Origin of the sequence: Bacillus sp. Y3, from assembly GCF_008123875.1 — a bacterium.
Taxonomy (GTDB): domain Bacteria; phylum Bacillota; class Bacilli; order Bacillales; family Bacillaceae; genus Bacillus; species Bacillus altitudinis.
Map to the genome: position 1 here is coordinate 470,820 of NZ_VSSC01000004.1, position 26,334 is coordinate 497,153.

Sequence of the window (26,334 nt, forward strand, 5' to 3'; positions counted from 1 at the left end):
CAAACAAAAAAAGCACACACCTGTGTGCTTTTTCTTATTGACTAGTGATTGATTAATCGAATATCTTGGAAGGGATAAAACACGAATGATGTTGTCCCTTGAATATCACTCTTTGTAAAAAGACCTAAACCGTTGCGACTGTCCATTGAGTTTTGGCGGTTGTCACCCATGACAAAGTACTTTCCTTTAGGAACTGTAAGAGGACCGAAATCAGGTGTCAGCAAGGTGCCATCTGCGGCAGCTTTCTTTTTGTTTGATGCTAAATAAGGCTCCGCCACTTTTTGACCGTTCACATATAGCTGGTCATTTTTCATTTCGATTTTATCACCAGGTAAACCAATCAATCGTTTCACATAGTGAGTACTGCGGTCTTCCCCATCAAGAACGATGATCTGTCCGCGTTTATAATCGCCGAAGTAATCGACTGTTTTATTCACAAACACCCGCTCTGTATTATGCAGTGTCGGTTCCATAGAAGTCCCCTTTACAATATACGGTGCGAATAAAAAGTTACGAATGATAAAAACAGCAATAAATGCGATTAAGATGGCTTTGATCCAGCCCCATAATTCTGATTTCTTTTTTTGTGTTTTTGTATTTGTTGTCATAAGCTCCTCCTGAAATCCCCTAGGACAAAATGAGTTATCGCCAGCTGACCGCTGACGCCACGCTTGTTTCTCCCTAAATATAAACATATTTTGCCAACAAATCAAGCTGTAAGAGAGAAAAAGGCAAGCACCTTTCTGTGCTTGCCCAAAACTCAGTTAGTTAGCAGAAGAATCCGCTTCTGTCTCTTTGTTTGTTTTACCATAGAAATAATCAGATGGATTCACTGGTTTAAAATCAGATAGCTTATGGAATCGAAGAAGATCCCTGTATAGTACTTTATCTGACAAGCTTAACTGATTATCAACACGGGCTTTAATCGCTTCTGTCTTTTTGTTTTGTTTCACCACTTTACCCGTTTTTGTATCGTAGACCGTATTATCTACAAGGGTATATTTTGGTGTCACATAGTTTCCGTTACGGAATGCAACAGTTTGATCATGCTTCTTAGAGAATAAATCTGTTCCAAAATTCACGTACTCATTTGAATCAATACCTTGTAAGTGAAGAAGCGTCGGCATCACGTCTACTTCACCGCCATACGTATGATTCACGCCGCCTTGTTTCCCAGGGATCCGAATCATGAGCGGTACACGCTGATTTTGTGCATTTTGATATGGCGTAATTTCTTTCCCTTGAATCTCACTCATTGCACGGTTATGGTTCTCAGAAATACCGTTATGATCACCATATAATAGAATCACTGAGTCTTTATATAGACCTGATTTTTTCAAGTCCTTAAAGAATTGTTCTAATGACTCATCCAAGTATCTCGCTGTTTGGAAATAATTATCCACTGTTTTATCGCCAGTTGTTGCCTTAGCGATTGTCGCATCTTTCTCATCTAAATTAAATGGATAATGGTTGGTCAATGTCATTAAGTGTGCGTAAAATGGCTTTTTCATTGATTCTAACATTGGGATTGATTCTTTAAAGAATGGTTTATCCTTCAGACCCATGTTTACAAGGTTTTCTTCATCCATGTTGTAATAAGATGCATCGAAGAATTGATCAATTCCCATATGTTTATAAATCGTGTCACGGTTCCAGAAAGATTTATAATCCCCGTGAAGCACTGCACTCGTATAGCCTGCTTTTTGATCTAAGATGGCAGGAAGTGATTGGAAGGTATTTTCACCTTTTGTCACAAACGCTGCACCCTCTGGTAAGCCAAACATACTATTATCCATCATGAGCTCAGCATCAGAAGTCTTCCCTTGACCAGTCTGGTGGAAGAAGTTATCAAAATACGTAAAATCTTCTTTTCCATGAGCTAGTTTGTTTAAAAACGGCGTCACTTCTTCTCCATTTAACTTGTAGTCAATTAAAAATGACTGGAAGCTTTCTAAATGGATTTTGATGATGTTTTTCCCTTTAGCTTGACCAAAGTATTCTGCATTTGGTTTCGCATAGTGAGAAGTCGTATAGTTCACGACATCCGTTAAATCATCACTACTCGCATTTGCTACCTGCGTTGCATTTTGTGCAGTTTGCACGCCGTCATAAATCGCATAGTTATAAACACCTAAATATTTCACAATGTACTTATGATCAAATGTTCTCGTCAATAATTCTGGACGATCTTTTTCAGCTAAGTGTAGGTTAACGAAGAACAGTCCAACACCTGCAGCCACAATTAGCAGTGCGAAAGTTTTTTTCATTTGGAACTTCTTCACTTCTGGTCTCCAAATGACAATGGCAATTAAAATGATGATATCTAAGAAGTACAAAAGGTCATGCGGCTTAATACTTGCTAATACACCGCCAGTCATACCTCCCCCAAGATTACCGGCTTGTTTCATTGTCGGGAATGTTAAAAAATCATCAAAGAAACGATAGTACGCTACATTCGCATATAAAAGTGCGGTCATAATAAAATCAATGACAATTAAAGCAATGGCCGATTTACGCCCCTTCAAAAAGAGAGCAAGTCCTAAAAACACGATGGCTGAACTGAATGGATTTAATAAGAGAAGACCCTCTTGAAAAGATCCCTTCACTCCTAAATTAAAGTCCATTTTGTAGGCTGTGTACGATTTTGCCCAAAATAAAAGGACAGCCAAAACAAAAAAGCTATATTTGTTCGCAAATATTTTTTTCATAAAACCTCTTCTTTCTTATTTTCGATCTGATATAAATGAAATCATAAAAAATTTACATTGATTTTGCAAATGTAAATCTTCTGCACCAAGCATTCCGATGCTCTTTTCTCCGCAGGTTACATGTGCTCCTTTAATATAACGAATAAGAAGCATCATAAGTTTCAAAAAAAATACGAGTAAATAAAAGGAAAAATATCCATTTACATTAAATTTACTGCCACTTCATGTTTCAGAGAATGATGAAGGTTTTGTAAATCACTCAGTACTACTTTACTTTTTTCATCTAATCGTGTCAAAGTAATTATAAAGAAAAGGAAGAATCACCTAGGCTTTTCGACTCACTTAGCCAAATTTATACAAAATCCGAACCAATTTGCTTTTTTATTGTGACTCAACCTCCAGCAATCCATGTATCCTCTCTGCTACCACAAACCGAAAAAACAGTTTTAAGCAAAAAAAGCTTGATTTCCCCTGCCAATGTACGGTGTGATAAAGGTATAGCTCCATCAAATAAATCAAGCTGGGGGACATCCTATGAAATCAAACAAACAAGTCAACATATTTGAACAAAGATTCTCAGAAGAAGTGATAGACATCATGGCTGTTACAGGACCTTCTGGAGTCGGCGCAGGAAAAGCGGGAAAAGAAACTCTTTGGACTGCTTCAATCCCACTCATTGCATGGAAGGAAAAAGACCGCATCATAACCGAAAAAGTGAGACTGTGCTGGTTAACAGATGAAAAGGGATTACGGGAAAAACAAGCGCAATTACATAAAGAATCTATCGTCACACTTCAAGTACGTAAAGGTGAAGGTGAAGGTGAATTTATGCTCGTTTCACTTGTTGATACAGATACTGAAGATAAGGAACTTCAAGAAATATTAGAAGAAGCTCAACAACCTATCTTTTACCACGATGACAAGCTGGGTACTTTTGAATTAGTGAAAGGACTGGACTTATTTGAAACAACCATCCAGTGGGGCAATGAGGAGTGCCTTCTTTACTTCAATCTTGAAGAAGAGGAAGAAATGAATGACTCTCTGAAAACGGCTAGACAACTCGTAGAAGAGCAGACAACATGGGATGCCTCCATGAAGTCATATGCAGCAAATCAGCTGATTGAACTAGCAAAAGATTGGCAGGAACAAGACGACTCCGCTGAAAATTCAAAAGAGATCACACCGGATCAATTTATCAGCCGCATCTCTCTTGAAAGCCTCCATGCTTATCCAAATGGAGAATTCGAAGCCTACTATCATGACGGAGATTTATTTTGGGGACATGTCATCATTGTCTCTGGCAATATGAATGGAACGTTTCAAGATGCACACATTGCTGGCTAAAGAATGGGGGATGGATAAATGAAGATCAAAGCTTTTGACGAATTAAATCAACTAGGAAAAACACCTATTGTAGCCAAAATAGGCGGGTTTCGCCCTGATCCATCTAAGTACAGCTGGTTTGCTGGTCATTTTTTCATCCAACGTGATAAAGGGTGGCCGGCAGATCAAGATGGAGCTATGATTCCCATTTTACAAATGTATTTACCCGAAGTACCAGGGGGAATGAACGGCTTTGATGAATGTAAGTTGATTCAAATTTTCATCAACAAGAAAACCCTTCCGATCGATATCGCCAAAAACGGTGAGGGCTGGAAACTCATTGAATATTCATCAATGGAAGGATTAGAAATCGCTGAGACCCCTGAAGAAGTGAAAGGAATGAAACCTTTCCAGATAGAGTGGCTCGAAGGGGAACAACCGGATTATCCATGCTGGGAGGAAGCTTGGTCATACGTTGACTTATCAGAGGTTAATGAAAGTGAAGAAGCGACAGATCATTTCTTCGAGCATTACTCAAATTACTCGTTCACAAAAATCGGTGGATACGGAGCTTACATCCAATCTCCTCCCCACCAGATGTCAGGAGAATTCATGCTACAAATCGCCTCAGAAGAAAAACCTCGGTTCATGATTGGTGATAACGGCACGATGTATTTCTATTACGACAAAGACAATAAAGAATGGTTCATGCACTGGGATTGTTTTTAAAACCAATTGAAAGGAACCATTCCCCTTTCTAAACGTAATAAACGATATGAAGGGGGCTAGTGATATGGGATTCATTTTAGACATCTTCAATCTTGCTCTGTATATCCCTTTTCTACAGGTAGATGAAGATGAGATATCACGAAATGCAGCACAGCTAAAAAAATACAGCTGGTTTCAAGCGTTATTAAATGATCAAACGAGCAGAGAGCTGATCATTTATGATCAAGGAGTCCGCCGTGTAATTGGTCAATTTAAGACGAGTAAACTCCATAAGAAGCCATACAACATCAGATGCGAACGAAAGGTACAACAAGCCATACACCGTGCCACGTCAAAACACGGAAAGATCCGCACTTAGCTGTGGCTCTTTCCGTACAAATGTAATAAATCCTTTTGAAGAAAACAATTGACGCTCGGACAACTCTCCCCGTATATTATGTATAAATCCATCTTTTTATAGAAAAGGGGGCCTCACATGCGCTTGTTTAAGAACTGGAGAAAAAAGCAGCACAAACAGCCGATTACTTCAGAAACGCAAGAAGACAGCATCCCAATTAATTTTTCCACCCTTCCCTTTGGCACAGACACCATAGATGATTTTTTGTTCAACTTAGACCTAACCTCCAAACTCATAGATCCATACAAAGAAGCAGACACGAACAAATAGAACCTAAACTTTCGTGAACCCTCATCCAATATTGGATGATTTTTTTATACTTAGAGGAAGGTGTACACCCTATGAAGACATATTATTTCGTCAGACACTGTCAAGCAGATGGACAATCCGAGGATGCGTCTTTAACGACTCAAGGCATCACACAATCGCATGAACTCGCACAGCTTTTTTCCGGCATTCAGCTCAACCAGATCATCTCAAGTCCTTATAAACGAGCGATTCAAACCGCTGAACCCCTTGCTCATGCCAAACAGATAAAGGTACAAATTGACAAACGTCTCTCTGAACGTAGGTTAAGCAGTCAACCAATGAAGGATTGGTATGAAAAACTAAAGCTCAGTTTTTCGGACTTGCATATGACCTGTGAAGGCGGAGAATCGAGCCAAGAAGCGATGAATCGTATTATAGAGGCACTCTATGAACAAATAAAATTAGGAAGAGATCATACTTTATTCGCCACTCATGGCAATATTATGAGCCTGCTTCTAAAACACGCCGATCCCGCAATTGGATTCAAGGAGTGGGAACAACTAAGCAATCCAGATGTCTACATCCTGAAATATTTTAAAGCAGACCATGTAGAAATAGAAAGAATATGGCATAAATAAAAAAGGCAGGGTTGACCCCAGCCTTTTTCTTATGAAAAACAACTATTGATTATAGTAAAATGTCTGTACCCACTCATAGGGCTTCTTACGATCCGCACACCATTTCACAAAGCCTCTTGTCTCCGTCTGCTGAAATTCCTTCCAGTCCGATAAAAGCTGGTTATAGTAGACTGCTAGTTTTTCAACATTGCTTTGAACATTTTTATCTTCGATCAGTTTCATGACATCTTGAATCCCTTGAATTCGCTCATGATCTTTCTCATAGGTGCTTAAATAAAGATCTTCATGTATATGATGAAACGAATACCACAAAGCCGAGAAATATGTTTCGCAAATTTGAACAATCACTCGCTGCTCTTTGCTGCCTCCCAGCTCTAGTGCCTTCAATAAATAGGGCAGCCCTTCCCCCTGATGCACAAACAAGCCTTGCCATCGATACGGTCTCACATCCATTGGATCAATATTTTCCCACTCTTGAAGAACAGGGTGGATCACCCCATTTACCAATGGATACACAAGCAAATGATGACCATCCTCAAAACGTTCAATGTAATCAAACAGCCAAGCAACAAATGAACGCCGTGCTGTAAATTCGTTCTTATTCATCTCTTCAACAAAAGACTGAAGAACCTTTAACGCATCTTTACGCAGACCCTGTTCTTTCCTGACACAGTACTGTCTAAAAAGCGGATAATCATGTGATCGCTCATCTTCAATAATAGTCTGTAATATCGTCTTCGTTTGCAAGATAACAACTCCGCCTCTTTACATTCATTCTATTGAACTATTATAACCAATTGTAACATCCACATGAAACTAGTAAAAAGATGAGTTGTCCTTTTTCTTTTATAAAACCCTTGGCATCCTCAAACCCATTCTTTTCTGTGTTCATGAATGAATTGTATGTCTTTTTGATAATGTTCAAGGTGCCCGTCATGAATCATTTTTTGAAAGGCTCTATCCCCTTTACTCGCTTTTCGTTTCATGTATTGACATAAACCTTCTAAACGCAGCAACACCATGTCCACATAATCTTCTGGTATTTCCTCACCATAAGCTTCAAAAAACAGTTTGACTCTATACTTTATATGGGCTGCATGCTCTAATGAATGATAATTTGCGACCTCCCCTGTTTCAGTACGAAAAAACCTACTGAGAGGCACACATGTATAAAGGGTATATGCAATATCCCAAAGCCTTGGACCAGGGGCAGCTACATCAAAATCAATGATTCCCACTGGCTTTTTATTGTTGAAAATAATATTGTACATCGCAAAATCATTATGGCACACAACCTCTATGTTGTTAGGCGTATTGTCCATTCGTTCCCAATCGTCTGAAATGGGAAAATCACAAACAGCATCATGGTACAGTCTAAGCATTTTCGCTATTTCTTTTAAAGCATTGTGAGAGCACATGTATTCTTTTAAGGGATCATGACCGACCACCCCTTCAATGAAGGACAAGATCTCTCTACCTTTTTCATCAACCCCTAAAAAAGTTGGAGCATAGGAGAAATTCTTTTTTTCTAAATGCTTTAGCAGCTTTTGTATATTCATATTGTCTGACTTTCCCTCTCTGCGAACCGTATCTCCTGAACGATATACGTTGGAGACATTTCCACCTGTCAATAACTCTTCATGATCATTTTGTTTTTTCATAAATTCTCCCCCAAACTGGGTCACAATGATGATGCAAGCTAAAGATGTGTATGTACCCACAAATATTCATTTAGTTACACAAAGGTAATTCACTGTTTTATGTGAATGCGCTACTCCATTTTGATTCCTTATATGGTTAAATGTATCGTACCAAATGTTGCAAATCATCTAAAGTTTATTCTGTTAAAAGTAGTACATGCTCATTCTGTTCTAATAGGATTCTATTTTCATCTAAATAACTCATTTAAACCACAAAAAAACGTTTCACCACGAGGGTGAAACGTTAGATTCATGGTAAAAACCAATCATGAAACTTTTAATTAATACCGGTGGTCGGGGTCGAAATAGGTTAATTAGTATTGATATTACAAGGTTTTATTCGGTTAAAGTGTAAAACTTGTGTAAAAGGATTTTTATTTATAAATATTAAAAGAGCATGATTGTTTTCTACTTTCGTTAAATATTTATCATAGCGTTAACAAAAATGTCATAACTTGACTTTTTATGAACATTTCTACATATCAAATATTATCCATGGCTTAATTGTGTTGACGAGCACTGACAACAGTGCAGTGGATGTACGGTAATTCTAAAGCTTATTTTGACCTTGTAAAAGAGCATATTTTGGAAGTTATCGCCTCAAAATCTTGCTGACCATAATCATCAGATATAACAATTTCTCTTTTCCCATTTAGTATGTCCAAATCAAATAGCTCCGGAAATTTTGAATATGTAGATATACGTTTAAATTTTCTAACTATTTATTTATCTTACTTCTCCTTACCTTCCTCCTTTTTGTACTTTTGATTTGTTTTTTGATACCCTTTATTAAAAAGGCACATCAAGCAATAAACTTTTATATGACGGTGGTGTGATCCAAATGGCTGACAGGATCTCGAAAGAAAATAGAACAAAAAACATGCAGGCAATTAAGTCTGTTTCAAAATTGGAAGATAAAATAACGAAGCAATTATGGAGCAAGAGTATAAGGTTCAGAAGAAATGTAAAAGACCTCAAAGGTAAACCAGACATTGCCATCAAAAAATATAAAGTCGTCATTTTTATTGATAGCTACTTCTGGCACGCTTGCCCCATACACGGAAACATACCGAAAAGCAATATGGATTACTAGGAAAAATTGGAACGGAACGTTAAAAGGGATAAGGAAGTAACCGCCTACTATCTGGATAAAGGTTGGCAAATAAAAAGAATATGGGAGCATCAGGTGAAAGAAGATTTTAACCAGTCAATCAATGATATTATTTCCTTCATTGATAATTTAAAAATATCACACCCTAATATGATTGATGTTAAAATAACAGGAGAAAACAAGAAAAAGTGAGGATTCTTATAAAAAAAGTGGAAACAATCGGAACGGTACAGGACCTGGCAATAGTTATTCAGGAATTATATCAGCATATGGAAGTTGTCGTTACCGGTTCCAGCGCAGAAGAATTAGGCGAATATGTAGTAAAAGCATTAAAGGATTTTAAAGTGGCACATACGGAAAAATTGGCAGATGAAGGACATTACATTAAAATCTATGACTAACAAAAAAGGAGATCAATTTCGATCTCCTTTTTTTAAGTTTCTGGCTTTGTTGATTGTTTGTCCAAAAATCATATGGCTGGGAATTTTAAACCTTTCCGCACTCAAGGCATTCAACGTCGCAAAGCCACTGGTAGCTGATTTTGTCTTTTAACCTTTAGAGTATTCTTCTATAAGTGGCATTCTTTACAGAACATGCTTTTGCTCCTTTATGCCTTTGTTTCTTCCAACTCGAGTTCAGTCTGACCTTCCGGCGCTTCTTTTTTATTTTTGATTTTGCCGGAACGCCTCTTCTTTTTGTTTTCCCCTGATGCCAGCATCTCCTGAATATGTTCTTCGTCCCATTTGGCATCTTCCGTTTCGTATGGAACTTTTGCGAACGTTTTTAAAATGGCTTCCACAATCACTTTCGCTCCCTTTGGAGGAACCGCCATGCCGATTTGCCTTCTGACACTTTCTTTTACACCGATGAATTCGAACCAGTCCGGGAAAGTCTGGAGACGCGCCCTCTCTCGATTCGTTTATGCTCTTGGCTCGTCGTAATGGTACATATGTGTTCCGCCTCCGCCGCTTCCTGTAACAGTATATGCTGGTTCCTCAGGGTGTAAACGTCTGTAAATGTTACTCATTTTCGCGCCCTTCACATTTAGCCGCAATTCCGGGGAGAGGTAATCTACCCAGCAGTTATCCCCTGGAAGGATTTCATCCAGCATTTTCACAACCTTAGGGTGATGGTTTGTGAATTCATGATTAAGGGCATCCTTTTCAATCGGCTCACTTTCCAATGCTTCTTTTGCTATCATCCATTGTTCCTTGTTTTTAAAAGGAGCATTTGGAACCAGAAATCTCAGCCCTAAATCTTTTCGAATGCCGACGATTATAATGCGGTGACGCGCTTGCGGCACGCCATACTCCTCAAAGCGGTACTTATGAGGCGTAATATTAAAGCCGAACTCTCCTGCTTCTTCCATTGCTTTTAAGATTTGGACGAATGCTTTTCCTTCATTGGCGCCTTCTAATCCGCCTACATTTTCGTCTACAAACACACTTGGCTGATGGTGATTCAATAACTTTATTCCGTACCTGTATAGTCCGCCATATTTACCATCAAGTCCCTTGGTTTCGCCCACTAAACTGAAATCGTTGCATGGGAATCCGAACGCGAAGAAATCGATGGGCGGAAGGGATTTAATATCAAGTTCTTTTACGTCCCCATGCTTTACAGTTACAGTATCCTCATCATTACCAACGATATTAAGGCGGAAAGTTTTGCATGTATCTTCATGAAAATCATTCGCCCATGCATGTACTACTTTATATTCTTCTCCGTTTTCGTCTAAAACAACTTGTCCATTTTCATCTAATACAACTGCTTCTTTTGCTCCGAGCGATAATCCGCCCGGACCGCAGAACAGTTCTCCTTTTCGAAAATCATTCTATAACTCTCCTACGTTTGTAGTATTTGTCGTAAATATTATTATACACTACCTACTCTATCAAAAAAAGTTTCTGATACAAAGGAATGGATTCCCATTTTAATAGATGACATGCTAACCAAATTTAATTATTATTAAATTAATAGTGTAATTTAATAGAATTGGGGGAAATAAAATGTACCTTATCAATAATTTGGAAGAGCGTGTTTTTCGCGTTCCTTACGAACGGGGCTACCGTAAACTGCGAATCCTCTCCGGGTATGCATCCAGCGCTTTTTTGTATCACATTTTGAACAGATACCCTGAGATTGAAATTGAACTTATTATCGGAATGAGCAAACAAGATGGAATTAGACGTTGGGATCATGAACGCTATCAGCAAATCATGAACGAAAATCCTCGGATTAGCATCAGTTATAAAACAAGCCTGCCTCCTGTTCACAATAAAATCTACCATTGGCATAATGGAGGCTTATTTCAGGACTCCATGACATACGTCGGCTCGGCGAACTTCTCTTGGGGAGGATTCAGAGACCAAACGGAACTTATTGTAGAAGCGAATCATGACAATATTGAAGAAGTGTTTGATGTTCCCGATTGCCTAAGCTGCACCGACCCGACAATTGAACAACATATCAGATTCCATGATATGTTTATCAGGCGGACAATAAGAAATCATGAAAGAATTGTTACCATTCAGCAGAAAACTTACGGATCGGACCGAAGGGATTACCGTCATCTGCATCATCTGCCGTATGTGGATCTACCTCTACTTCTGAATAACGATACTGCCATCCATGAAAGAAGCGGGCTTAACTGGGGGCAACGCGAAGGAAGAGAACGGAATCAGGCGTACATTCCCGTTTCATCCACAATTCACGCCGCAGACCCTGACTTCTTCCCTCCGCTTGAGCAGGAGTTTACTATAGTTACAGATGATGGAGAGCGGCTGATGTGCGTTATGGCTCAGGCCAACCGAAAAGCCATACATACCCATGAAAACAACAGCCTCATGGGAAGGTATTTCCGTAACCGGATTGGTGTTCCTTTCGGCGGGAGAGTAGACGCACAGGATGTCATCGCTTACGGAAGAACAAGTGTGAGAGTCTATAAAATTGATAATGAAACCTATTTCATGGATTTTGGAGTGTAAAGAAAGACGAGTATTGGCGCGTATGCCATTACTATGACTGGCTGGCGTTTACGGTGGGCAGATTGGCGTTGCTTTGTTCTCCGGAACAGCGATTAAGTATTAGTATAATAATTCTTTTCCCGGTATTTACATCAACTTTATATGCAAAAAACTAACCTTAACATATATGTGTTACAGTTATTTTTGAGACCTCATATTCTCAGTATATAGGAGGATTATCGTCACTTTTCACTAATTATTTGGGTGGGTTTTTCTTTCGAACCGGAATGAAAAAAAACAACTTACCACCAAAGTAAGTGTGAATGATAAACTCCCTTTGTTTAATAACCGGAAAAAGTGGTCTGTTTGATTTTTCACCCACTCCTTACTCGAATTAATTTTAAAAGCGCCTCTGAAGAGGCGCTTTCTGAATTGAGTTATCTTGGCAAAACCTTCTTTGCTTTCTCTGGAGCGTTGAAATTACGTCCTTGATGTTCATTTTAAAAAAACATCACTATTTCTATTGGAATTCCTTCAAGTCGATAACTGCCCCATTCAAACCATCTAAATCTAATGTATAAACGAGTCCGCTAATATGTTTTGGCAACTGTTCATCTTTAAAACTTTCTGGTACGATTTTTGGGAAGCTTTCATCGACTTCATATTTCTTTACTTCGAGCAGGCGATATGATTTTCTTCGAACCTCACTGCCAAGTGGATATTTTAGCTTTTCAAGTGCACGTTCTATTTCCGATTTTTCTACTCCCAATTCTACTAATTTTGTTACCATATCCTGAATTGAAATGCCGTGTACATCTGGCTCAAAACGATAAAATAACAAATATTTTGCTTTTAGCTGGTATTGACTATTAATTGTAATTTTTGAACCATATCGTGCTACAGTCGATTTCACCTCATAACTACCATCATTACAATTAAAATCAATAGAACCACCAAATGGTCCAACCCAAGAAACGTCCCTTTCTTCTTTAAGCAAATGATAATAACTTAGCATTTCTGCTATTACACTATAGGTTGCCTTTTCAATATTGGCATTGCCCATCAGTTCTTTCATCGAATGCCACCATGAGATTGGATTCTGTTTGATTTCTTGATAGGATTCTGCATAGAGTATCTTCTCTAAAAAGCCGGAACAAATAATTGCAAAATCATCGTATAACTTCGGATGATCAGATAGCAACATTAATAAATGCCGTTCTTCACCGCCAACTACAATTTCCTTCGTATAATAAGATATGCTGGCAAACCGCTCATTTACATATTTATCTGTCGGGATTTCAATTGCAACACCTTGCATCCCATCAATTTTTATAATCCAATAATAAAGCTCTTTGAACGCAATGGAACGTTTTGCAGATATTCGAAAATAAGCGAACCTATCTCTAATTTTTTGTAATGTTTCCATATACCGGACTCTTTTCTCCAATTGTGCAAAAATCATTAAAAAAATAATTATACAAATCTGTTACGTATGTTTCTATGCCACCTTCTACTAAATTAGGTTCAATCATATTTAACCTTGCGGTGTTTAATTTCAACACACGACGAAATAATTGTGGAACTTTGCTACTAGCATGTATTTTATACTGACGCATAATTTCGCGTGTCAGTTCCAAACGATAACCGCCGATGCCTGAACGGTCGAGTAGCTGTAGGATTTCATCCGACGAATTATCTTTTAATGTATCGAGCGTTTCTTCCTCTGTTCCTTGCCAAGAAAGATGAATATACCACCAAATACCTTTCAGCCAAATACGACGTGTTCCTTTAAAAAAACGTTGATCATTCATCCCATAACGTTCGTATACTAAGTCCGGAAATACTTCTAACGATAAATAACGCCATATCTCATCTTGAGCCGCTAATCTCTCATTAAAGCGGTAATATTTTTTTAGTACATGGTACAATAACAATCCCATATGCAAATCAAATGCATAAGAATTAATTTTCTTCATTCCATCCATTAAAAATGTTTTTTTTTCATTCATCATGATTTCACGCAGATGATCAAAAGGCGCTTTGACTTGTCGTGGTGCACAGTTTTCCGGTTCGGACATAATTTGCTGAAACTTAAATTTTGCTTGTGCTTTTGTATATACCACACTTTCCCACACTACATTTCACCTGTCTTTACTCTTGTCTCTAAATCTTTGCGAAGAGACATCGCAAGTTTTTCTGGCGTATCGAAATCCCAATTCAGAGTTGTTTTAAAATAATGCATGACTTGCCCAATAGAACCTTCTTCGCAGTTTCTCCCGTCTTGAATATCGTACCAATCTGGACATTCCATCAAGTTTTGCAATATAAGCTGAAGGGCGCTTGCTAAAAACTCCACATATAATGTTTGATCGAGCTTCGTTTTCGGGTTTTGAATCGACGGGAATGCGACATGTGCTTTATTTAAATAAATCGCGATATATTCTTTGTCAAACGGTTCAACTAAAGGCTCGGTATAATTGAAGTCGACATACCATAAAGGTTTATCCGGTTCATTTACAAGCACAATCGGGAATGTCGAACCAGATCCATCTAAAATAATAGCCCATTCTACTAACTTCCCTAAGATCGTACCTGGTAGTTGTGATTGTCCATGCATTCCATTGCGGCTCGCTTTTTTTAAATAAATGACAATTGAAATATATACTTCGCCAAATAATTTATCGTTTGGGAAATAATAATCAATAGGTATAATCAAACCATTCGGCGTTGTACTTGTAATGGTTCCAACCGGGATAACACCGCGCTGAGAAGATTGCTTTGACAGCCATTGCATCGCAATCCCTAACTCGGCATCACTATTTATCAATTGTGTTGGTCCAAACAAACTGGATGGACATCCTAGTTTTAAATTGCCTGAGAGCCCAAAACCATTTTCTACATAGTCCCAGCTATCATCTTCATTACTCAACAATGTTTTATATTCATAGTCTTCAGTTTGATTGAGGACATATTCTCTACCATCTTCACCCCTGTAAAAGAACTGGAAATCTATCGAGACATCTAACAATTCTTCCATAGCCTCATCATAAAGTCGATGCATGCTAATCTTATTAGCCATTGTCTACACTTCCTTCTGGCTTCATCAACATTTCGACTTGCACATGAGGGTCAGTACAAGTGAATACTAATATACCTGAACATTCAACTGGCACTTCGCTTTTCTCAATACGTATAGCATGCAACACTTTGCTGTCACTTTTTTGAGCAGAGGATCTCCCAAATAGACCCATAGTATTTGGGAAAGAATAGTACGTAATTTGTGCAGGGAATGGTGTCCCTACACTATCTACTGATTCCCAATCCATTGCTGAGATTTTCCCACCTTCGGAAGCAATATATAACTCTATTGTAAAAGCAGCAACATTTTTTGCTAGTTTCAATTGAAAATGAACTTCTAAAGTACCAGTTTCTAAATATTTTTGTGATACAATCGTAAAACTATTGCCACGATTACCTCTAATAGTGGGGGACTTCGGACCGCCCGCTCGATTACGACTGGAAGCACGACGTCCAAATCCGGTCGGCGGTAATAGCATCTTTCCAACATTGCGTGCTAGTTTATTAAGAGATTGCTTTTCTTTCACTTCTTTTTTATTTTCAAATGACGCTTTGATTTTACGGCGAGCTTGTGCTCGAATTTTCTCAACAATATCAAACGGTTTACTTTTTATAATAAGGTCTGTCCAAGTGGTGTGATCTGCCATCTCACTTTTTCGTAAATAGCCCTCTAAATCTACGACATCATTTTCTGGATTCAGTAATTTCGTATTGGAATTTGGCACAAAAATAGCAACTAAATATTCGTTCTCTTCTGTTGCACCCAGTCCTTTACACCATTCGCCATCTGTTTCATAATTCACAATCATTCCCGGTCTTCTTGCATAAGCCATTATTGGAGCATTTTGCTCAACATCCGGATTCTTCTTATTCACACATGTAAATGGACTCGGACCATTTAAAGGTGCTAGCATATCTAGCTCCTTCATCGTGAACTTCCTATACGCTACTCGCCCCGCGTTATTTACTTTATTGTGTTCAAAGTAATTACGAATTTGAATGTCATTGATAAAATAACGATTTGAATTACCACCGAGTACAGCTGCGTTGTACATTAATTGTAACTCAAAGAATACTGGTAAAAAATCGTCCTTTTCTAGCCTCTCTCCATTGACATGCCCGTCTAAATATTTTCCATAATAATATTTTTTATTAGCTAAGCGCGGTGCATACCAACGTTGCATTCCCACTCGTATATAATCGACTACATTTGATTCCCATGGCTTGTTTTCATCTGGATTGATTTCGTGCTTAATTAGTAACTGCTGTTCATCAATAAATGGAATTATGATTTTTGTACCAAGACGGTCGCCCTCAAACGGCTCAATAGATAAGGATTGTAAAATATCTCGAATCAATACTTGATCTGTAATTGGAATAGTATCATATTGATCAGATGATATCCGTTGTCCCCACCAGGCAATTCCGCTCGGGACTTTTCCGGCGGATCTTGGAATAATCGGATCCGGCATTTTCTCGTTTTCTACTAATGTCACAGCTAAACGATGCTCGTAACAACCATTGTCATTTAAAATATGTGTATAGTAAACAACTAAGCCAATGCCTATACGGAAATAAACAGTTTTCCCTAATCCCCAAGACCCGCCAGCACCTGGTGTTTCTTGTGCCATGCTAATCCCATAGATTAGTTTAAAAATATTGCCATTTGGTGAACGTTTAAAGTCTAATGAACCCGTTAATCCGGTTGTATTGGCATCTTCAATATAAATCGCCTTTTGTGGGGAGGCTCCATACTTTTCGATTAATCGATCTGTAATTCCATCCAAATGTTTAGCAAAGTTCGGGACATTGACATCCTTGATGCCAATGTCCACATACACAGAGTCATGCCCTTCTACACGAATACCCGCATCTAAACTATTTTGCACAGCTTCACGGACAAGTAAATCTAAAATCGGTAAATCGTTATTCTGAATAAGTTTTAATAATGAACTGCCGGTTTGGGACATTTTCCCAATCTCTGCAATCTCAATTTGCATTACTCATTTCCTTCTTCCGTTTCAGTCTCACCCATTGGATTCTCAATTCGAATTGACAATTTTGTAGCTAAATTTTTGCCCGAACGATACCCCGGAACAAACAAACTAACACCAATTAAATCTTCTGAAGCATTTAAGTCATAACGTCTATCAGCTTCTTTTGTATTTGGGCTTTGTCTTTTTTCAAATTTTGAATCTTTATCAATACGATATATAAGTAGCTGAGGTGTTAAACCAATACCGGCAACTTTACGTATTTCATTTACAACACTTTTCTTTTGCTGTTTTTGATCAATTTCTTCTAATTGATCTTCAATATGTGCGCGCTTTGCTTTCCCAGCTTGTGTTAACTTAAATTCCTCTGGAATAGAGTCATACATTTCTTTCGTCATATCTGCATATAAATCAGATGGAGTACGTAACACACCAATATTAATTTTTTCGCCAGTAGCCGATCCACGACGACTACGTGTAGCTAGCCCTACACCACGACCACAGACTATCCATTGTTTATGTGTGAGATCATCTAACTTACCACTGCTAGATAAAACGACATTCCAGTTAGTAAAACCGGCTTCCGTTTGTTTCTTTTGATACCATTTAAAAAAGGTTTCAATATTAGAGAATTCACTATTCTGACTAAATGTGAATTTACGGAAAAAGTCATCCATAATTTGTTGGAACGGCACATCTACCCAATAGAGACCCCGATTATTCCGTGTTTCATTTGGCGAACCTAAATAATTTAGAAATTGTTCGGTTACATTGATATTTTGTCTCTGAATAACTGCATCATCATCAAATACAATGGTCTGACTCGATGTCCCAGAGAAGTCCAAATCGATTTCCTCTGCACTTTGCATACGTTTTTTTGCTGTAATTCGCAACCATGATACTTTCGGTGAGTTTTTAATTTTTGGTCCGTATTCATTGGCATCCATACCTTCTAAAATATATGTTTCAATATCCTCACGTAATTCTTCCTCAAGGGTAGCCATAAATCTAAATTTCGCTTCTGTATCCTTTGTTAGCCAAATACGCGGTAACATTTCATAACCTTTACGATAACCAAAGAAACGCCCCATTTGAAGTAACGTATCTGCCTGAGAGGTCGTACGAAGGAAATATGTGCTTACTAACCCCTCAATAGTTAAACCGCGCGATAATGTACTACCACCAATAACAATAAATGCTGGTGCTGGAGCAGGGTAATTTGGTGATTTTGGATCTGGATATACTAAACGTACATGCTCTAAATCTTCCGTTATACCATTATTTGCACAGTTATCGATGCATAAATGTAATCCGTCATGATATTCCAATCGTTTTGTATCTTCTAACACATTGATGTGAGAAGGATATTGACGGATTAAACGTTTTAGCTCTTCTTCAATTTTTTCAAATGGCGGATAATCTTTTACATCCTCTTTATTTGGATAAACTTCAAACTCCATTTCAAAGTCTTCTTTTGTAAGTTTTTTTTGCTCTTGTTCATATAATAATTTACAATTTTCAATAATTTGCGCTTTCGATGTACTTCTGAAATACGAGTTGATTAAATCAGCAAAAATTTGATGATGTATTTGCTTTTGACTCGTATGGACAAGCATACTTATCGGCTTTTTATATTTACGATAACGCATAATGGAAGTAGCTAATAAAAACCAATGGAGTGCATCTTCAAATGATTGTGGTAAATATGATTCCTCTCCTTTATGAATACCACCTACTACTAAATCACGGTCGTTAATGGTAATTTCACGAACAATTGGCAACCCGCGATAATATTCATTATTGTCTAAACCAAAAATTTGTTTGGCACCAAAATATTCTTTCGCCGGATTTAGAACAGCAACAAAATCACGTGGGTATAAGGACTCTTGTGAAGCTTCATTTAAAAAATTAGCATAAGGTGTAGCTGTATAACTGACGTAATTCATACTCAATGGTTTCGAACCATCATTTGCTTGAATATTCACGAGTTCTACAATTGCTTTATTCAATGCTGTTCGTTCCGCCAAGGAATCATTTACATCATTTGTATTTATTCCACCTTGGTCGGATTCATCATCAATAATCAAAATACGCATTTGAGAAAGCTTTTTTCCATCTTCTTTTAACCATTGAATTAAATCATTTAATCGTGTCTTATTTTTCAAGCATACATTTAAGTAACGGTCACGTGACCTTTCATTCAATAAAAGACTGCTGACTTTATGGGAAGAACCCGGCTTTAATGAAAGCTGACTTAAACGTTCCCAAGAAAGATTTCCTGGATTTTTCAAGTCATCCATGAGACGTTCTTCTGTTTGTTTACGCAAATTTTCAATTGTTCCGGATAAAACGATGAATAAATTAAACTCCCAATCAGCTGCCATTGCCATTAATGCAGCCATACTTGCTGTTTTACCTGACTGCACATGACCAATGGTTAAACCTTTTATCGGATTCTCTGTCTCTACCCGGAGCTTTCTTAAAATACTGATTGTTGTATTTTCAACATCTTTTATCGATTCATCAGTCCAACGTTGTTGGATTAACTTGTTCTTATATAATATCCAGCTACTTGCAGCGCTAGTAGGAATCGTCAAATCATTATCTATCCGACGACTTAAAATACGATTATTGGCAATTTTCTCTTCAATCAACTGTTCTCGCTCTTCTGCCTCACGCAAAAAATCTACGATCGCCATCCACATTTGTGCATTCAAATCTTCGGGAATCTGATCGGCTTCTTGTAATAATTCAAGTTTATATTTTAGCCCCTCTACATCATGCTTACCGTAATATTTAATAAAATTCCAGTCCCGTCCTTTTTTACGCAACCTTTCGACTGCCATTCGATGCTCATCATACTTTGGGGAAGAAAAATCGTTCATAACATTTATCAGGTTCATATCTATTATTATTAACCTCTCTTTCTATTTTTTAAAATCTATTATTTGTTCGGGCATATTTTCAATGATGGCTTCATTGAGTGCCACCAATTCTCCCAGTTTTAAAGGATTTAAAGAGCATCGTTACAGTTATGCCCATTAGGATTTCCCACCTCTATTTCTAATGGGCACTATTTCCCGGTGCAAATATTACGCCCTAGCCATATAATAATAATTTTACTACAATTCTTTAAGAAATTGGTATTCTAGGAGAAAAATCATTTTAATTATTAACCATGTCATGCCTTCAACTTTTTCAGATGATTGTATATTGGAGGAAATTATGAAGTAGATAACCGGATCTGCACTATTTCTCTGTAGTTGAGCGAAATCATTTGCGTTCAGTCTAAATCTTTTCTGCTGGAGTCTCTAAAAAGGAAGAAATGATTAATATCTATCATGATAAAAATGGAACCCCTTTGATAAGGAATTCCAACTAGGTCTTTTATAATTTTAATAGCACTTGCTTCCTTCTTTTTTCAATCGCCATTGTTAGCTCTTCTACCGACAGGGTACTTTCCCTTTTACGATGAATCATACTGTGGCAGTTTGAACATAGAGGAACCAAATCAGTTTCAGGATTAATACTTGTTCCCTCCCGAAGTTCCGAAAGTTGGATTACATGATGGATTTCGATAAAATGGAAAGCCAAATCTCTTCCGTAAAACAAATTAAAGTCAAAACCACATGCTTTGCAAACCGTCCCATGTATTTCGATTGCCTTTGCTCGGTTTTTTAAACTCCTTTCATAACTTACATGTGTTTTGACTCTTTTTGCGCCTTCCTGGTCAGGTATAAAATCATCTTCAATCAAACTTGTCTTGTTCATTTCAGTTGCGTAAGCCCTAGCGCCTACTGCCATACTTTTGGTTGTTGATAAAATAAAAATTGAGGGCTTATCAGCATAAACTTTATAGTCAACTAAAAATACCCTACCATAATAGATAAATGGGGTATGATGTATTTCTCTGTAAAATAAATAAATAGAATCATTCTGGGATCCAGCATTAATAAGCCTTTCATCATTCGTATGGCTTGTTTCTCCTTCCAAATGCAACAAGCCTTCTTCAATAAAGTAATCCTGATACTGAGTATCGGATTTTTGCTTTATTTTAGTTACAAATAAAATAATTATTTTCTGATTTGCTGGTGTAACAATGCCACGGCTTATCGCTTGGCGTTTTTTGTAACCCCATAATGAAGCTAGCGCATCACGATTATATTTTTCGCCTTTTACTAAACTTTCCATATCTATTGACATAGTTCTCCCTCCAAGACATTTCGAAGCTATCTGTTTTTTACAAATTGTTCTGACCATTATTCACAATATTCTTTTTCAATTGGTCAATATGTAAAGGAAAATGTTCCTAATCCTTGTGCAAACTTCTCTATTTTCTTTTGGAGATTTTAATCGCTTATTGTCCTTGCCACCAATAGCCTAAGTGAATGTTATGAAGACATCATTGGTATTTCCAAATCTTTTAAATACCTTAAAATTTTATACAACCATTTAATGGTTGCTTTTCCTATTGATGTACAAGCGGCTTAATTTTGGACTGCTTCATATGGTTGATCACTAAATAACGCTCCAATTGTTTGGATTTTAACATAAATTCATTTAATGATGTTAATAGCTCTGTCTGTCTTCTCCGGAGCCTGTCCAAACCAGGTAAAATTTCATCAGTAAAATATGTAGCTATAAGACTAGGTAAATCTATATTATTTGATTGAATATAAGTAAATTTAAAATTTGATAAAAAACCTTTTATTTCAACAATACTGAGTTCTGTCGTATTTTTTTCCCATTCATTTGAAAAATGTTCTCACTTCTACTTCTGGAATACTTAGTTGTAATAGTATAAATATCCCCAGATTGATTACCGAATTCCACAGTAATTTGGGACTTACTACCGCCTCCGTAAGAACCCTCCGCAATGTGGTATGGAATATCAATTTCATGATTGAACTTATCTTTATCTAAATAAAAGAATAAATCAAGCGCTCTTAAAAAATTTGTTTTTACAATGTTATTAGGACCGCAAACTATTAAAAGTTCCCCGTTTTTACAATCCACTGTAAGGTTGAAAATAGATCTAAAATTAGATATTTTTATTTTAAACTCGGACAACAATAAACACCTACTTTTTAATATTTCTGGTTATAATACCCAAATATATCCTGATCCATTATATCAAATTTAATTTTTTAAAAGATTTACCTATTGACGTGTAGAAATACACAAAAGAAAGTAAACTTGTAAAAACACACTTTGCTTTTGCTAAGGGTCTATTGAATATTGCCCGTGAGGCTATATCTGAGTTCAAAAAAACATTTGACAGACATATGAAATATGATCGATGAAAAAGTAATAGAATAGAAAACTACATACTCCTCCCACAACTACTTTTATTACTCGGATTTTTGAGCTATATCACATATTTTGTTGAAAAATGCGTAAACAAATAGTATTACCGCTGATTTTGCTTTATTAAACATCCTTTGGAAATCCACGTGTTATAATTTTTCAGGACATTGAGAAATCAACGGTTCCTAATCCCTTGATTGTCAAGACTTTTATCGTTTAATTTATTCCCTTATAAAAGCCTTGATTTTATCACGTTCTCTTCGTTTTTATAAAACGATACAAATTCCTTCCCTTACACCTAGTTTAAATGTAATTAGAACTAATATCAGTTTCAGAGAGGACTAATCATTATTGACGCTCAGTGATTGATTAGCCCCCTGACCTAGTTAAGAGAATATAAAGATGATATGATTCCAGTTCTTTTTAATACTCTATCTCTATCCATCGCTCTTAGTATTTCTAGTATTTCTACTTTTTCTAATGTCAATTTATATACCTGCCTTATTAACTTTGCTTCTTTGACTGGTTCCCCAAACTCTATCCTGGTTATTCTTCCATAGTTCACTCCCGTTACTCGAGAGCAATAAATGCTCTTGATAACCCTAACTTTTCTCGCCACTTTAAAAGCTGCTCACCTTCTTCAATCCACTTTTGCCTTGTTCTTTGAACTTGCTCCATTCTTTCTGTCGATTCCGCATCAGAAAATGCTAGTGAAATATTCTTCATTTAATTAGTCCTCCTTCAAATTTTACATACAAAAAACGCCCAGTACGCCAATATATTATCGATAGTCCAACAATGCAGTTGATCTACCTATACTTGACGCCTGAGCGTTTTATCAGAGATCTTGAAGTAAGAATTAATAGAAAACATGAATGGATTAAAGAGAATATACTTTATCCAAAAAAGTTTGGAACATTACTTGATGTGGAATATGGCGGGTTTGTCTATTATCCAAGAACAAAGGGGCAAACATGGTGTTTTCAAGCTACAAAAATGGCTGAGTTTTTGGAGAGGAATTTTCAACAAATATTCAGCAGCTAAAAATTATTCATACAGTGTAATTACAAAATTTAAATAAGACTTGTTAAGATAGGGGTAACCTATTTCGGCTGTCTACCCCTATTTTAAAAGTGAGGGGATAATATGGCTAGCATTCAAAAGAGAGGTAAAACATATCAGTTTACCGTCAGTCGTACTGTAAATGGAAAATCAAAATCTATTCGTAAAGGAGGATTTCGCACAAAGAAAGAAGCTCAAATAGCAGCTGCAGAAATAGAATCAAAACTAAGCTAAGGTTTGCTTCCGCACCTAACTCCAGTTCCAATAGATGAGTATTTTGACAAATGGGTGAATCTTTATAAGACAAATATAAGTGTTACTACTCGTATGCATTATGAATACACATCTAGGGCAATAAGAACATTTTTCGGCAGTAAACCATTGCAGGAAATCACTAGATATGATTATCAGATGTTTATCAATGAATTCGGTTCTAATAAAGCTAAGGAAACCGTTGAAAAGGTCAATACCCATATCCGTGCTTGTGTGAAGGATGCAGTGGATGAACAAATCATACATCGTGACTTTACAAGAAATGCTAAAATAACCTTTACAACGCTTGCTAAAAAACCTGATGAAAAGTACTTACACTAGAAAGAAAGTGAATTGTTGTTAAAAGAGATCTGGAAGCGTCTTGAAAAAGGATTGGGTTATTCCTTACTTCTACTAGGTTTAACATCAGGAATGCGCTTTGGAGAGCTTGTAGGGTTAACGAGAAACGATTTTGATTTTGTTAATAATACAATCAAAATCAATAAAACTTGGGGCTATTTGAAAAGACATCCTGAAGGGTTTGGTCCAACAAAAAATGAGCAATCAAATCGAACAATTAAAATGGATGGCAAGACCATGGGACATTTTAAAGAGCTATTTAAAAGTATTCCTACTAATATTCATCAGTTAGTCTTTTATAGCCCATCTTCCAAATACAAAGTAATCAGCAATACTAATGCAAATAAGCTGTTAAGAAATATATTAACTGATCTTCGGATAGATCCAATTACCATGCACGGATTACGGCATACTCATGCCAGCTTATTGTTGTATAAAAAAGTTTCAATTTATTATGTAAGTGAAAGACTTGGACATGGTGACATTGATACAAAGTTAAGGGCATACACTCACGTCATTAAAGAGTTACGAGAAAAAGACGAGCTTGGAACAATTAATACTTTCGAGAATATGATTGTGTAAAAAATGTGTAAAATGATTTGAAATTCTATCGGTTTCTATCGTATAGTTCAAAAAAATAAAAAGCTCAAAAATCCTTTAAGATAAAGGATTCATGAGCTTTTTTGAATAATTAATCTTAGCATAAATTAATCTAAAAATACCGGTGGCCGGGGTCGAACCGGCACTCCGTGAGGAACACGATTTTGAGTCGTGCGCGTCTGCCAATTCCGCCACACCGGCATGATCATTAAAGAGCGCAACTTATAATAATAAAAAATGGTGCCGAGGGCCGGACTTGAACCGGCACGGTAGTCACCTACCGCAGGATTTTAAGTCCTGTGTGTCTGCCAATTCCACCACCCCGGCAGTCTTTTCAAAAAAGGCGACACCCGGATTTGAACCGGGGATAAAGGTTTTGCAGACCTCTGCCTTACCACTTGGCTATGCCGCCATAATTGGAGCGGAAGACGGGATTCGAACCCGCGACCCCCACCTTGGCAAGGTGGTGTTCTACCACTGAACTACTTCCGCATATCAACTGGGCTAGCTGGATTCGAACCAACGCATGACGGAGTCAAAGTCCGTTGCCTTACCGCTTGGCTATAGCCCAATAATAAAATGGGGCGATTGATGGGAATCGAACCCACGAGTGCCAGAGCCACAATCTGGTGCGTTAACCACTTCGCCACAACCGCCATAGATGTAATGAATCATATAATTGGCAGGGGCAGTAGGAATCGAACCCACACCGGAGGTTTTGGAGACCTCTGTTCTACCGTTAAACTATGCCCCTATGAAAATAAAAATGGTGGAGGGGGGCGGATTCGAACCGCCGAACCCGGAGGGAGCGGATTTACAGTCCGCCGCGTTTAGCCACTTCGCTACCCCTCCACATTTGAAAAACAGTGCCGGCAAGAGGACTTGAACCCCCAACCTACTGATTACAAGTCAGTTGCTCTACCAATTGAGCTACACCGGCAAATAGTGGTGGCTCGGGACGGAATCGAACCGCCGACACACGGATTTTCAGTCCGTTGCTCTACCAACTGAGCTACCGAGCCAAGTATTCTTTTTAAAAAATGGCGGTCCGGACGGGACTCGAACCCGCGACCTCCTGCGTGACAGGCAGGCATTCTAACCAACTGAACTACCGGACCAATAAAGAGAAATTTGGTTGCGGGGGCAGGATTTGAACCTGCGACCTTCGGGTTATGAGCCCGACGAGCTACCGAACTGCTCCACCCCGCGACGATATAAAAGATATGGTGGAGGATGACGGGCTCGAACCGCCGACCCTCTGCTTGTAAGGCAGATGCTCTCCCAGCTGAGCTAATCCTCCGAATAAAATGCTGGTATGTATTTCTATAAAAATGGTGACCCGTACGGGATTCGAACCCGTGTTACCGCCGTGAAAGGGCGGTGTCTTAACCGCTTGACCAACGGGCCCTTTATTATGTAAATTGTGGCGGAGAGCAAGGGATTCGAACCCTTGAGACGGGGTTACCGCCTACACGATTTCCAATCGTGCTCCTTCGGCCACTCGGACAGCTCTCCAAATTGGCTCCGCAGGTAGGATTCGAACCTACGACCGATCGGTTAACAGCCGATAGCTCTACCACTGAGCTACTGCGGAATGAAGAAAGCCTGGCGATGTCCTACTCTCACAGGGGGAAACCCCCAACTACCATCGGCGCTGAAGAGCTTAACTTCCGTGTTCGGTATGGGAACGGGTGTGACCTCTTCGCCATCATCACCAGACAATTTAGTGACAAAAGATATTATACTATGTATTGAAAATAAATCAAGAGATATTTTAAAAATATTCTCTCAAAACTAGATAACAATGTTCATTTTTCACATTAGAATATAGGTTAAGTCCTCGATCTATTAGTATCTGTC

General features: G+C 37.8%; 21 protein-coding genes, 16 tRNA genes, 1 rRNA gene and 3 pseudogenes. 10 read left to right on the forward strand and 31 right to left on the reverse strand.

Annotated features, from left to right (window positions below; all coding sequences use genetic code 11):
* Positions 1–41: 41 nt before the first annotated feature.
* Both lepB and ltaS read right to left on the reverse strand, forming a co-directional pair.
* Entirely contained in the window at positions 42–608 is a 567-nt protein-coding gene (gene lepB, locus FXF70_RS12095; RefSeq protein ID WP_017360387.1) for a signal peptidase I, read from the reverse strand.
* A gap of 156 nt (positions 609–764) precedes the next feature.
* Positions 765–2,708, reverse strand: a complete 1,944-nt coding sequence (ltaS, locus tag FXF70_RS12100) for a lipoteichoic acid synthase (protein ID WP_116306626.1) — start codon at positions 2,706–2,708, stop codon at positions 765–767.
* Between the two features lie 534 nt (positions 2,709–3,242).
* Between ltaS and FXF70_RS12105 the strand changes: the two genes are divergently transcribed.
* The 5 genes from FXF70_RS12105 (at position 3,243) to FXF70_RS12125 (ending at position 6,044) form a co-directional block, all read left to right on the forward strand.
* Positions 3,243–4,052, forward strand: coding sequence for a DUF2262 domain-containing protein (locus FXF70_RS12105; RefSeq protein ID WP_148780309.1), 810 nt, complete (start codon positions 3,243–3,245; stop codon positions 4,050–4,052).
* 18 nt (positions 4,053–4,070) lie between these two features.
* A complete protein-coding gene (locus FXF70_RS12110; protein ID WP_148780310.1) occupies positions 4,071–4,760 on the forward strand; it encodes a DUF1963 domain-containing protein in 690 nt (229 codons plus the stop codon).
* 64 nt (positions 4,761–4,824) lie between these two features.
* On the forward strand, positions 4,825–5,118 hold the full coding sequence (locus FXF70_RS12115) for a hypothetical protein (protein WP_057079776.1): 294 nt from the start codon (positions 4,825–4,827) through the stop codon (positions 5,116–5,118).
* 117 nt (positions 5,119–5,235) lie between these two features.
* Positions 5,236–5,427 (forward strand): hypothetical protein, encoded by a 192-nt coding sequence (locus tag FXF70_RS12120; protein ID WP_017360392.1) that lies wholly within the window; start codon positions 5,236–5,238, stop codon positions 5,425–5,427.
* Between the two features lie 71 nt (positions 5,428–5,498).
* Entirely contained in the window at positions 5,499–6,044 is a 546-nt protein-coding gene (locus FXF70_RS12125) for a histidine phosphatase family protein (RefSeq protein WP_148780311.1), read from the forward strand.
* A 42-nt stretch (positions 6,045–6,086) separates the two neighbouring features.
* On the opposite strand, the gene FXF70_RS12130 is transcribed toward FXF70_RS12125, so the two are convergent.
* Both FXF70_RS12130 and FXF70_RS12135 read right to left on the reverse strand, forming a co-directional pair.
* Complete coding sequence (locus FXF70_RS12130; RefSeq protein WP_148780312.1) at positions 6,087–6,791, reverse strand: hypothetical protein; 705 nt, start codon at positions 6,789–6,791, stop codon at positions 6,087–6,089.
* A gap of 119 nt (positions 6,792–6,910) precedes the next feature.
* The gene (locus FXF70_RS12135) at positions 6,911–7,705 is read right to left on the reverse strand and encodes a phosphotransferase (protein WP_148780313.1); all 795 of its coding nucleotides are present in this window, start codon (positions 7,703–7,705) and stop codon (positions 6,911–6,913) included.
* An 880-nt stretch (positions 7,706–8,585) separates the two neighbouring features.
* Here FXF70_RS12135 and FXF70_RS19350 point away from each other — a divergent pair.
* Both FXF70_RS19350 and FXF70_RS19270 read left to right on the forward strand, forming a co-directional pair.
* Positions 8,586–8,837, forward strand: a complete 252-nt coding sequence (locus FXF70_RS19350; RefSeq protein WP_310504001.1) for a hypothetical protein — start codon at positions 8,586–8,588, stop codon at positions 8,835–8,837.
* 287 nt (positions 8,838–9,124) lie between these two features.
* Complete coding sequence (locus FXF70_RS19270; protein WP_262368832.1) at positions 9,125–9,256, forward strand: hypothetical protein; 132 nt, start codon at positions 9,125–9,127, stop codon at positions 9,254–9,256.
* Between the two features lie 206 nt (positions 9,257–9,462).
* On the opposite strand, the pseudogene FXF70_RS19355 reads toward FXF70_RS19270, so the two are convergent.
* Positions 9,463–9,762: pseudogene (locus FXF70_RS19355) on the reverse strand (DNA cytosine methyltransferase); the annotation flags it as partial.
* Between the two features lie 12 nt (positions 9,763–9,774).
* A pseudogene (locus FXF70_RS12145) lies at positions 9,775–10,671 on the reverse strand (DNA cytosine methyltransferase); the annotation flags it as partial.
* A gap of 193 nt (positions 10,672–10,864) precedes the next feature.
* Between FXF70_RS12145 and FXF70_RS12150 the strand changes: the two are divergent.
* Entirely contained in the window at positions 10,865–11,842 is a 978-nt protein-coding gene (locus FXF70_RS12150) for a restriction endonuclease PLD domain-containing protein (protein WP_052472192.1), read from the forward strand.
* A gap of 499 nt (positions 11,843–12,341) precedes the next feature.
* On the opposite strand, the gene FXF70_RS12155 is transcribed toward FXF70_RS12150, so the two are convergent.
* The 8 genes from FXF70_RS12155 to FXF70_RS19080 form a co-directional block, all read right to left on the reverse strand.
* Positions 12,342–13,247 (reverse strand): PD-(D/E)XK motif protein, encoded by a 906-nt coding sequence (locus tag FXF70_RS12155; RefSeq protein WP_041507564.1) that lies wholly within the window; start codon positions 13,245–13,247, stop codon positions 12,342–12,344.
* Complete coding sequence (locus tag FXF70_RS12160) at positions 13,225–13,956, reverse strand: DUF6339 family protein (RefSeq protein WP_052472193.1); 732 nt, start codon at positions 13,954–13,956, stop codon at positions 13,225–13,227. Before FXF70_RS12160 ends, FXF70_RS12155 begins: the two co-directional genes overlap by 23 nt.
* Entirely contained in the window at positions 13,956–14,900 is a 945-nt protein-coding gene (locus FXF70_RS12165) for a hypothetical protein (RefSeq protein ID WP_041507565.1), read from the reverse strand. The genes FXF70_RS12160 and FXF70_RS12165 overlap by 1 nt, the downstream gene beginning before the upstream one ends.
* The gene (locus FXF70_RS12170; RefSeq protein ID WP_052472194.1) at positions 14,893–16,899 is read right to left on the reverse strand and encodes a hypothetical protein; all 2,007 of its coding nucleotides are present in this window, start codon (positions 16,897–16,899) and stop codon (positions 14,893–14,895) included. Before FXF70_RS12170 ends, FXF70_RS12165 begins: the two co-directional genes overlap by 8 nt.
* Complete coding sequence (locus FXF70_RS12175; RefSeq protein ID WP_160282807.1) at positions 16,899–19,724, reverse strand: Z1 domain-containing protein; 2,826 nt, start codon at positions 19,722–19,724, stop codon at positions 16,899–16,901. The genes FXF70_RS12170 and FXF70_RS12175 overlap by 1 nt, the downstream gene beginning before the upstream one ends.
* Before the next feature lie 556 nt (positions 19,725–20,280).
* Positions 20,281–21,096 (reverse strand): HNH endonuclease, encoded by an 816-nt coding sequence (locus FXF70_RS12180; RefSeq protein WP_052472196.1) that lies wholly within the window; start codon positions 21,094–21,096, stop codon positions 20,281–20,283.
* A 504-nt stretch (positions 21,097–21,600) separates the two neighbouring features.
* On the reverse strand, positions 21,601–21,963 hold the full coding sequence (locus FXF70_RS12185) for an AAA family ATPase (RefSeq protein WP_041507566.1): 363 nt from the start codon (positions 21,961–21,963) through the stop codon (positions 21,601–21,603).
* Positions 21,964–22,770: 807 nt separating this feature from the next.
* Positions 22,771–22,926 carry a hypothetical protein gene (locus FXF70_RS19080; protein WP_160282809.1) on the reverse strand — a complete coding sequence of 52 codons (156 nt, stop codon included), beginning with the start codon at positions 22,924–22,926 and terminating at the stop codon, positions 22,771–22,773.
* Between the two features lie 72 nt (positions 22,927–22,998).
* Between FXF70_RS19080 and FXF70_RS12190 the strand changes: the two genes are divergently transcribed.
* The gene (locus tag FXF70_RS12190) at positions 22,999–23,244 is read left to right on the forward strand and encodes a DUF771 domain-containing protein (protein ID WP_084231759.1); all 246 of its coding nucleotides are present in this window, start codon (positions 22,999–23,001) and stop codon (positions 23,242–23,244) included.
* Between the two features lie 102 nt (positions 23,245–23,346).
* A pseudogene (locus FXF70_RS19485) lies at positions 23,347–24,456 on the forward strand (tyrosine-type recombinase/integrase).
* A 137-nt stretch (positions 24,457–24,593) separates the two neighbouring features.
* On the opposite strand, the gene FXF70_RS12210 reads toward FXF70_RS19485, so the two are convergent.
* From FXF70_RS12210 to rrf, 17 genes are all read right to left on the reverse strand, one after another.
* Positions 24,594–24,675 (reverse strand) — tRNA-Leu (locus FXF70_RS12210).
* A gap of 37 nt (positions 24,676–24,712) precedes the next feature.
* A tRNA-Leu gene (locus FXF70_RS12215) sits at positions 24,713–24,801 on the reverse strand.
* A 14-nt stretch (positions 24,802–24,815) separates the two neighbouring features.
* A tRNA-Cys gene (locus FXF70_RS12220) sits at positions 24,816–24,886 on the reverse strand.
* A gap of 5 nt (positions 24,887–24,891) precedes the next feature.
* Positions 24,892–24,966 (reverse strand) — tRNA-Gly (locus tag FXF70_RS12225).
* A 7-nt stretch (positions 24,967–24,973) separates the two neighbouring features.
* Positions 24,974–25,045, reverse strand: a tRNA-Gln gene (locus tag FXF70_RS12230).
* Positions 25,046–25,054: 9 nt separating this feature from the next.
* Positions 25,055–25,130: transfer RNA gene (locus FXF70_RS12235), tRNA-His, on the reverse strand.
* Between the two features lie 24 nt (positions 25,131–25,154).
* A tRNA-Trp gene (locus tag FXF70_RS12240) sits at positions 25,155–25,228 on the reverse strand.
* 13 nt (positions 25,229–25,241) lie between these two features.
* Positions 25,242–25,326: transfer RNA gene (locus tag FXF70_RS12245), tRNA-Tyr, on the reverse strand.
* A gap of 15 nt (positions 25,327–25,341) precedes the next feature.
* Positions 25,342–25,414 (reverse strand) — tRNA-Thr (locus tag FXF70_RS12250).
* Between the two features lie 6 nt (positions 25,415–25,420).
* Positions 25,421–25,496, reverse strand: a tRNA-Phe gene (locus FXF70_RS12255).
* 19 nt (positions 25,497–25,515) lie between these two features.
* Positions 25,516–25,592: transfer RNA gene (locus FXF70_RS12260), tRNA-Asp, on the reverse strand.
* A gap of 14 nt (positions 25,593–25,606) precedes the next feature.
* Positions 25,607–25,683 (reverse strand) — tRNA-Met (locus FXF70_RS12265).
* Positions 25,684–25,698: 15 nt separating this feature from the next.
* Positions 25,699–25,774 (reverse strand) — tRNA-Val (locus FXF70_RS12270).
* A 32-nt stretch (positions 25,775–25,806) separates the two neighbouring features.
* Positions 25,807–25,881: transfer RNA gene (locus tag FXF70_RS12275), tRNA-Glu, on the reverse strand.
* 17 nt (positions 25,882–25,898) lie between these two features.
* Positions 25,899–25,989: transfer RNA gene (locus FXF70_RS12280), tRNA-Ser, on the reverse strand.
* A gap of 4 nt (positions 25,990–25,993) precedes the next feature.
* A tRNA-Asn gene (locus FXF70_RS12285) sits at positions 25,994–26,068 on the reverse strand.
* Positions 26,069–26,077: 9 nt separating this feature from the next.
* Positions 26,078–26,193, reverse strand: a 5S ribosomal RNA gene (rrf, locus tag FXF70_RS12290).
* Positions 26,194–26,334 lie beyond the last annotated feature (141 nt).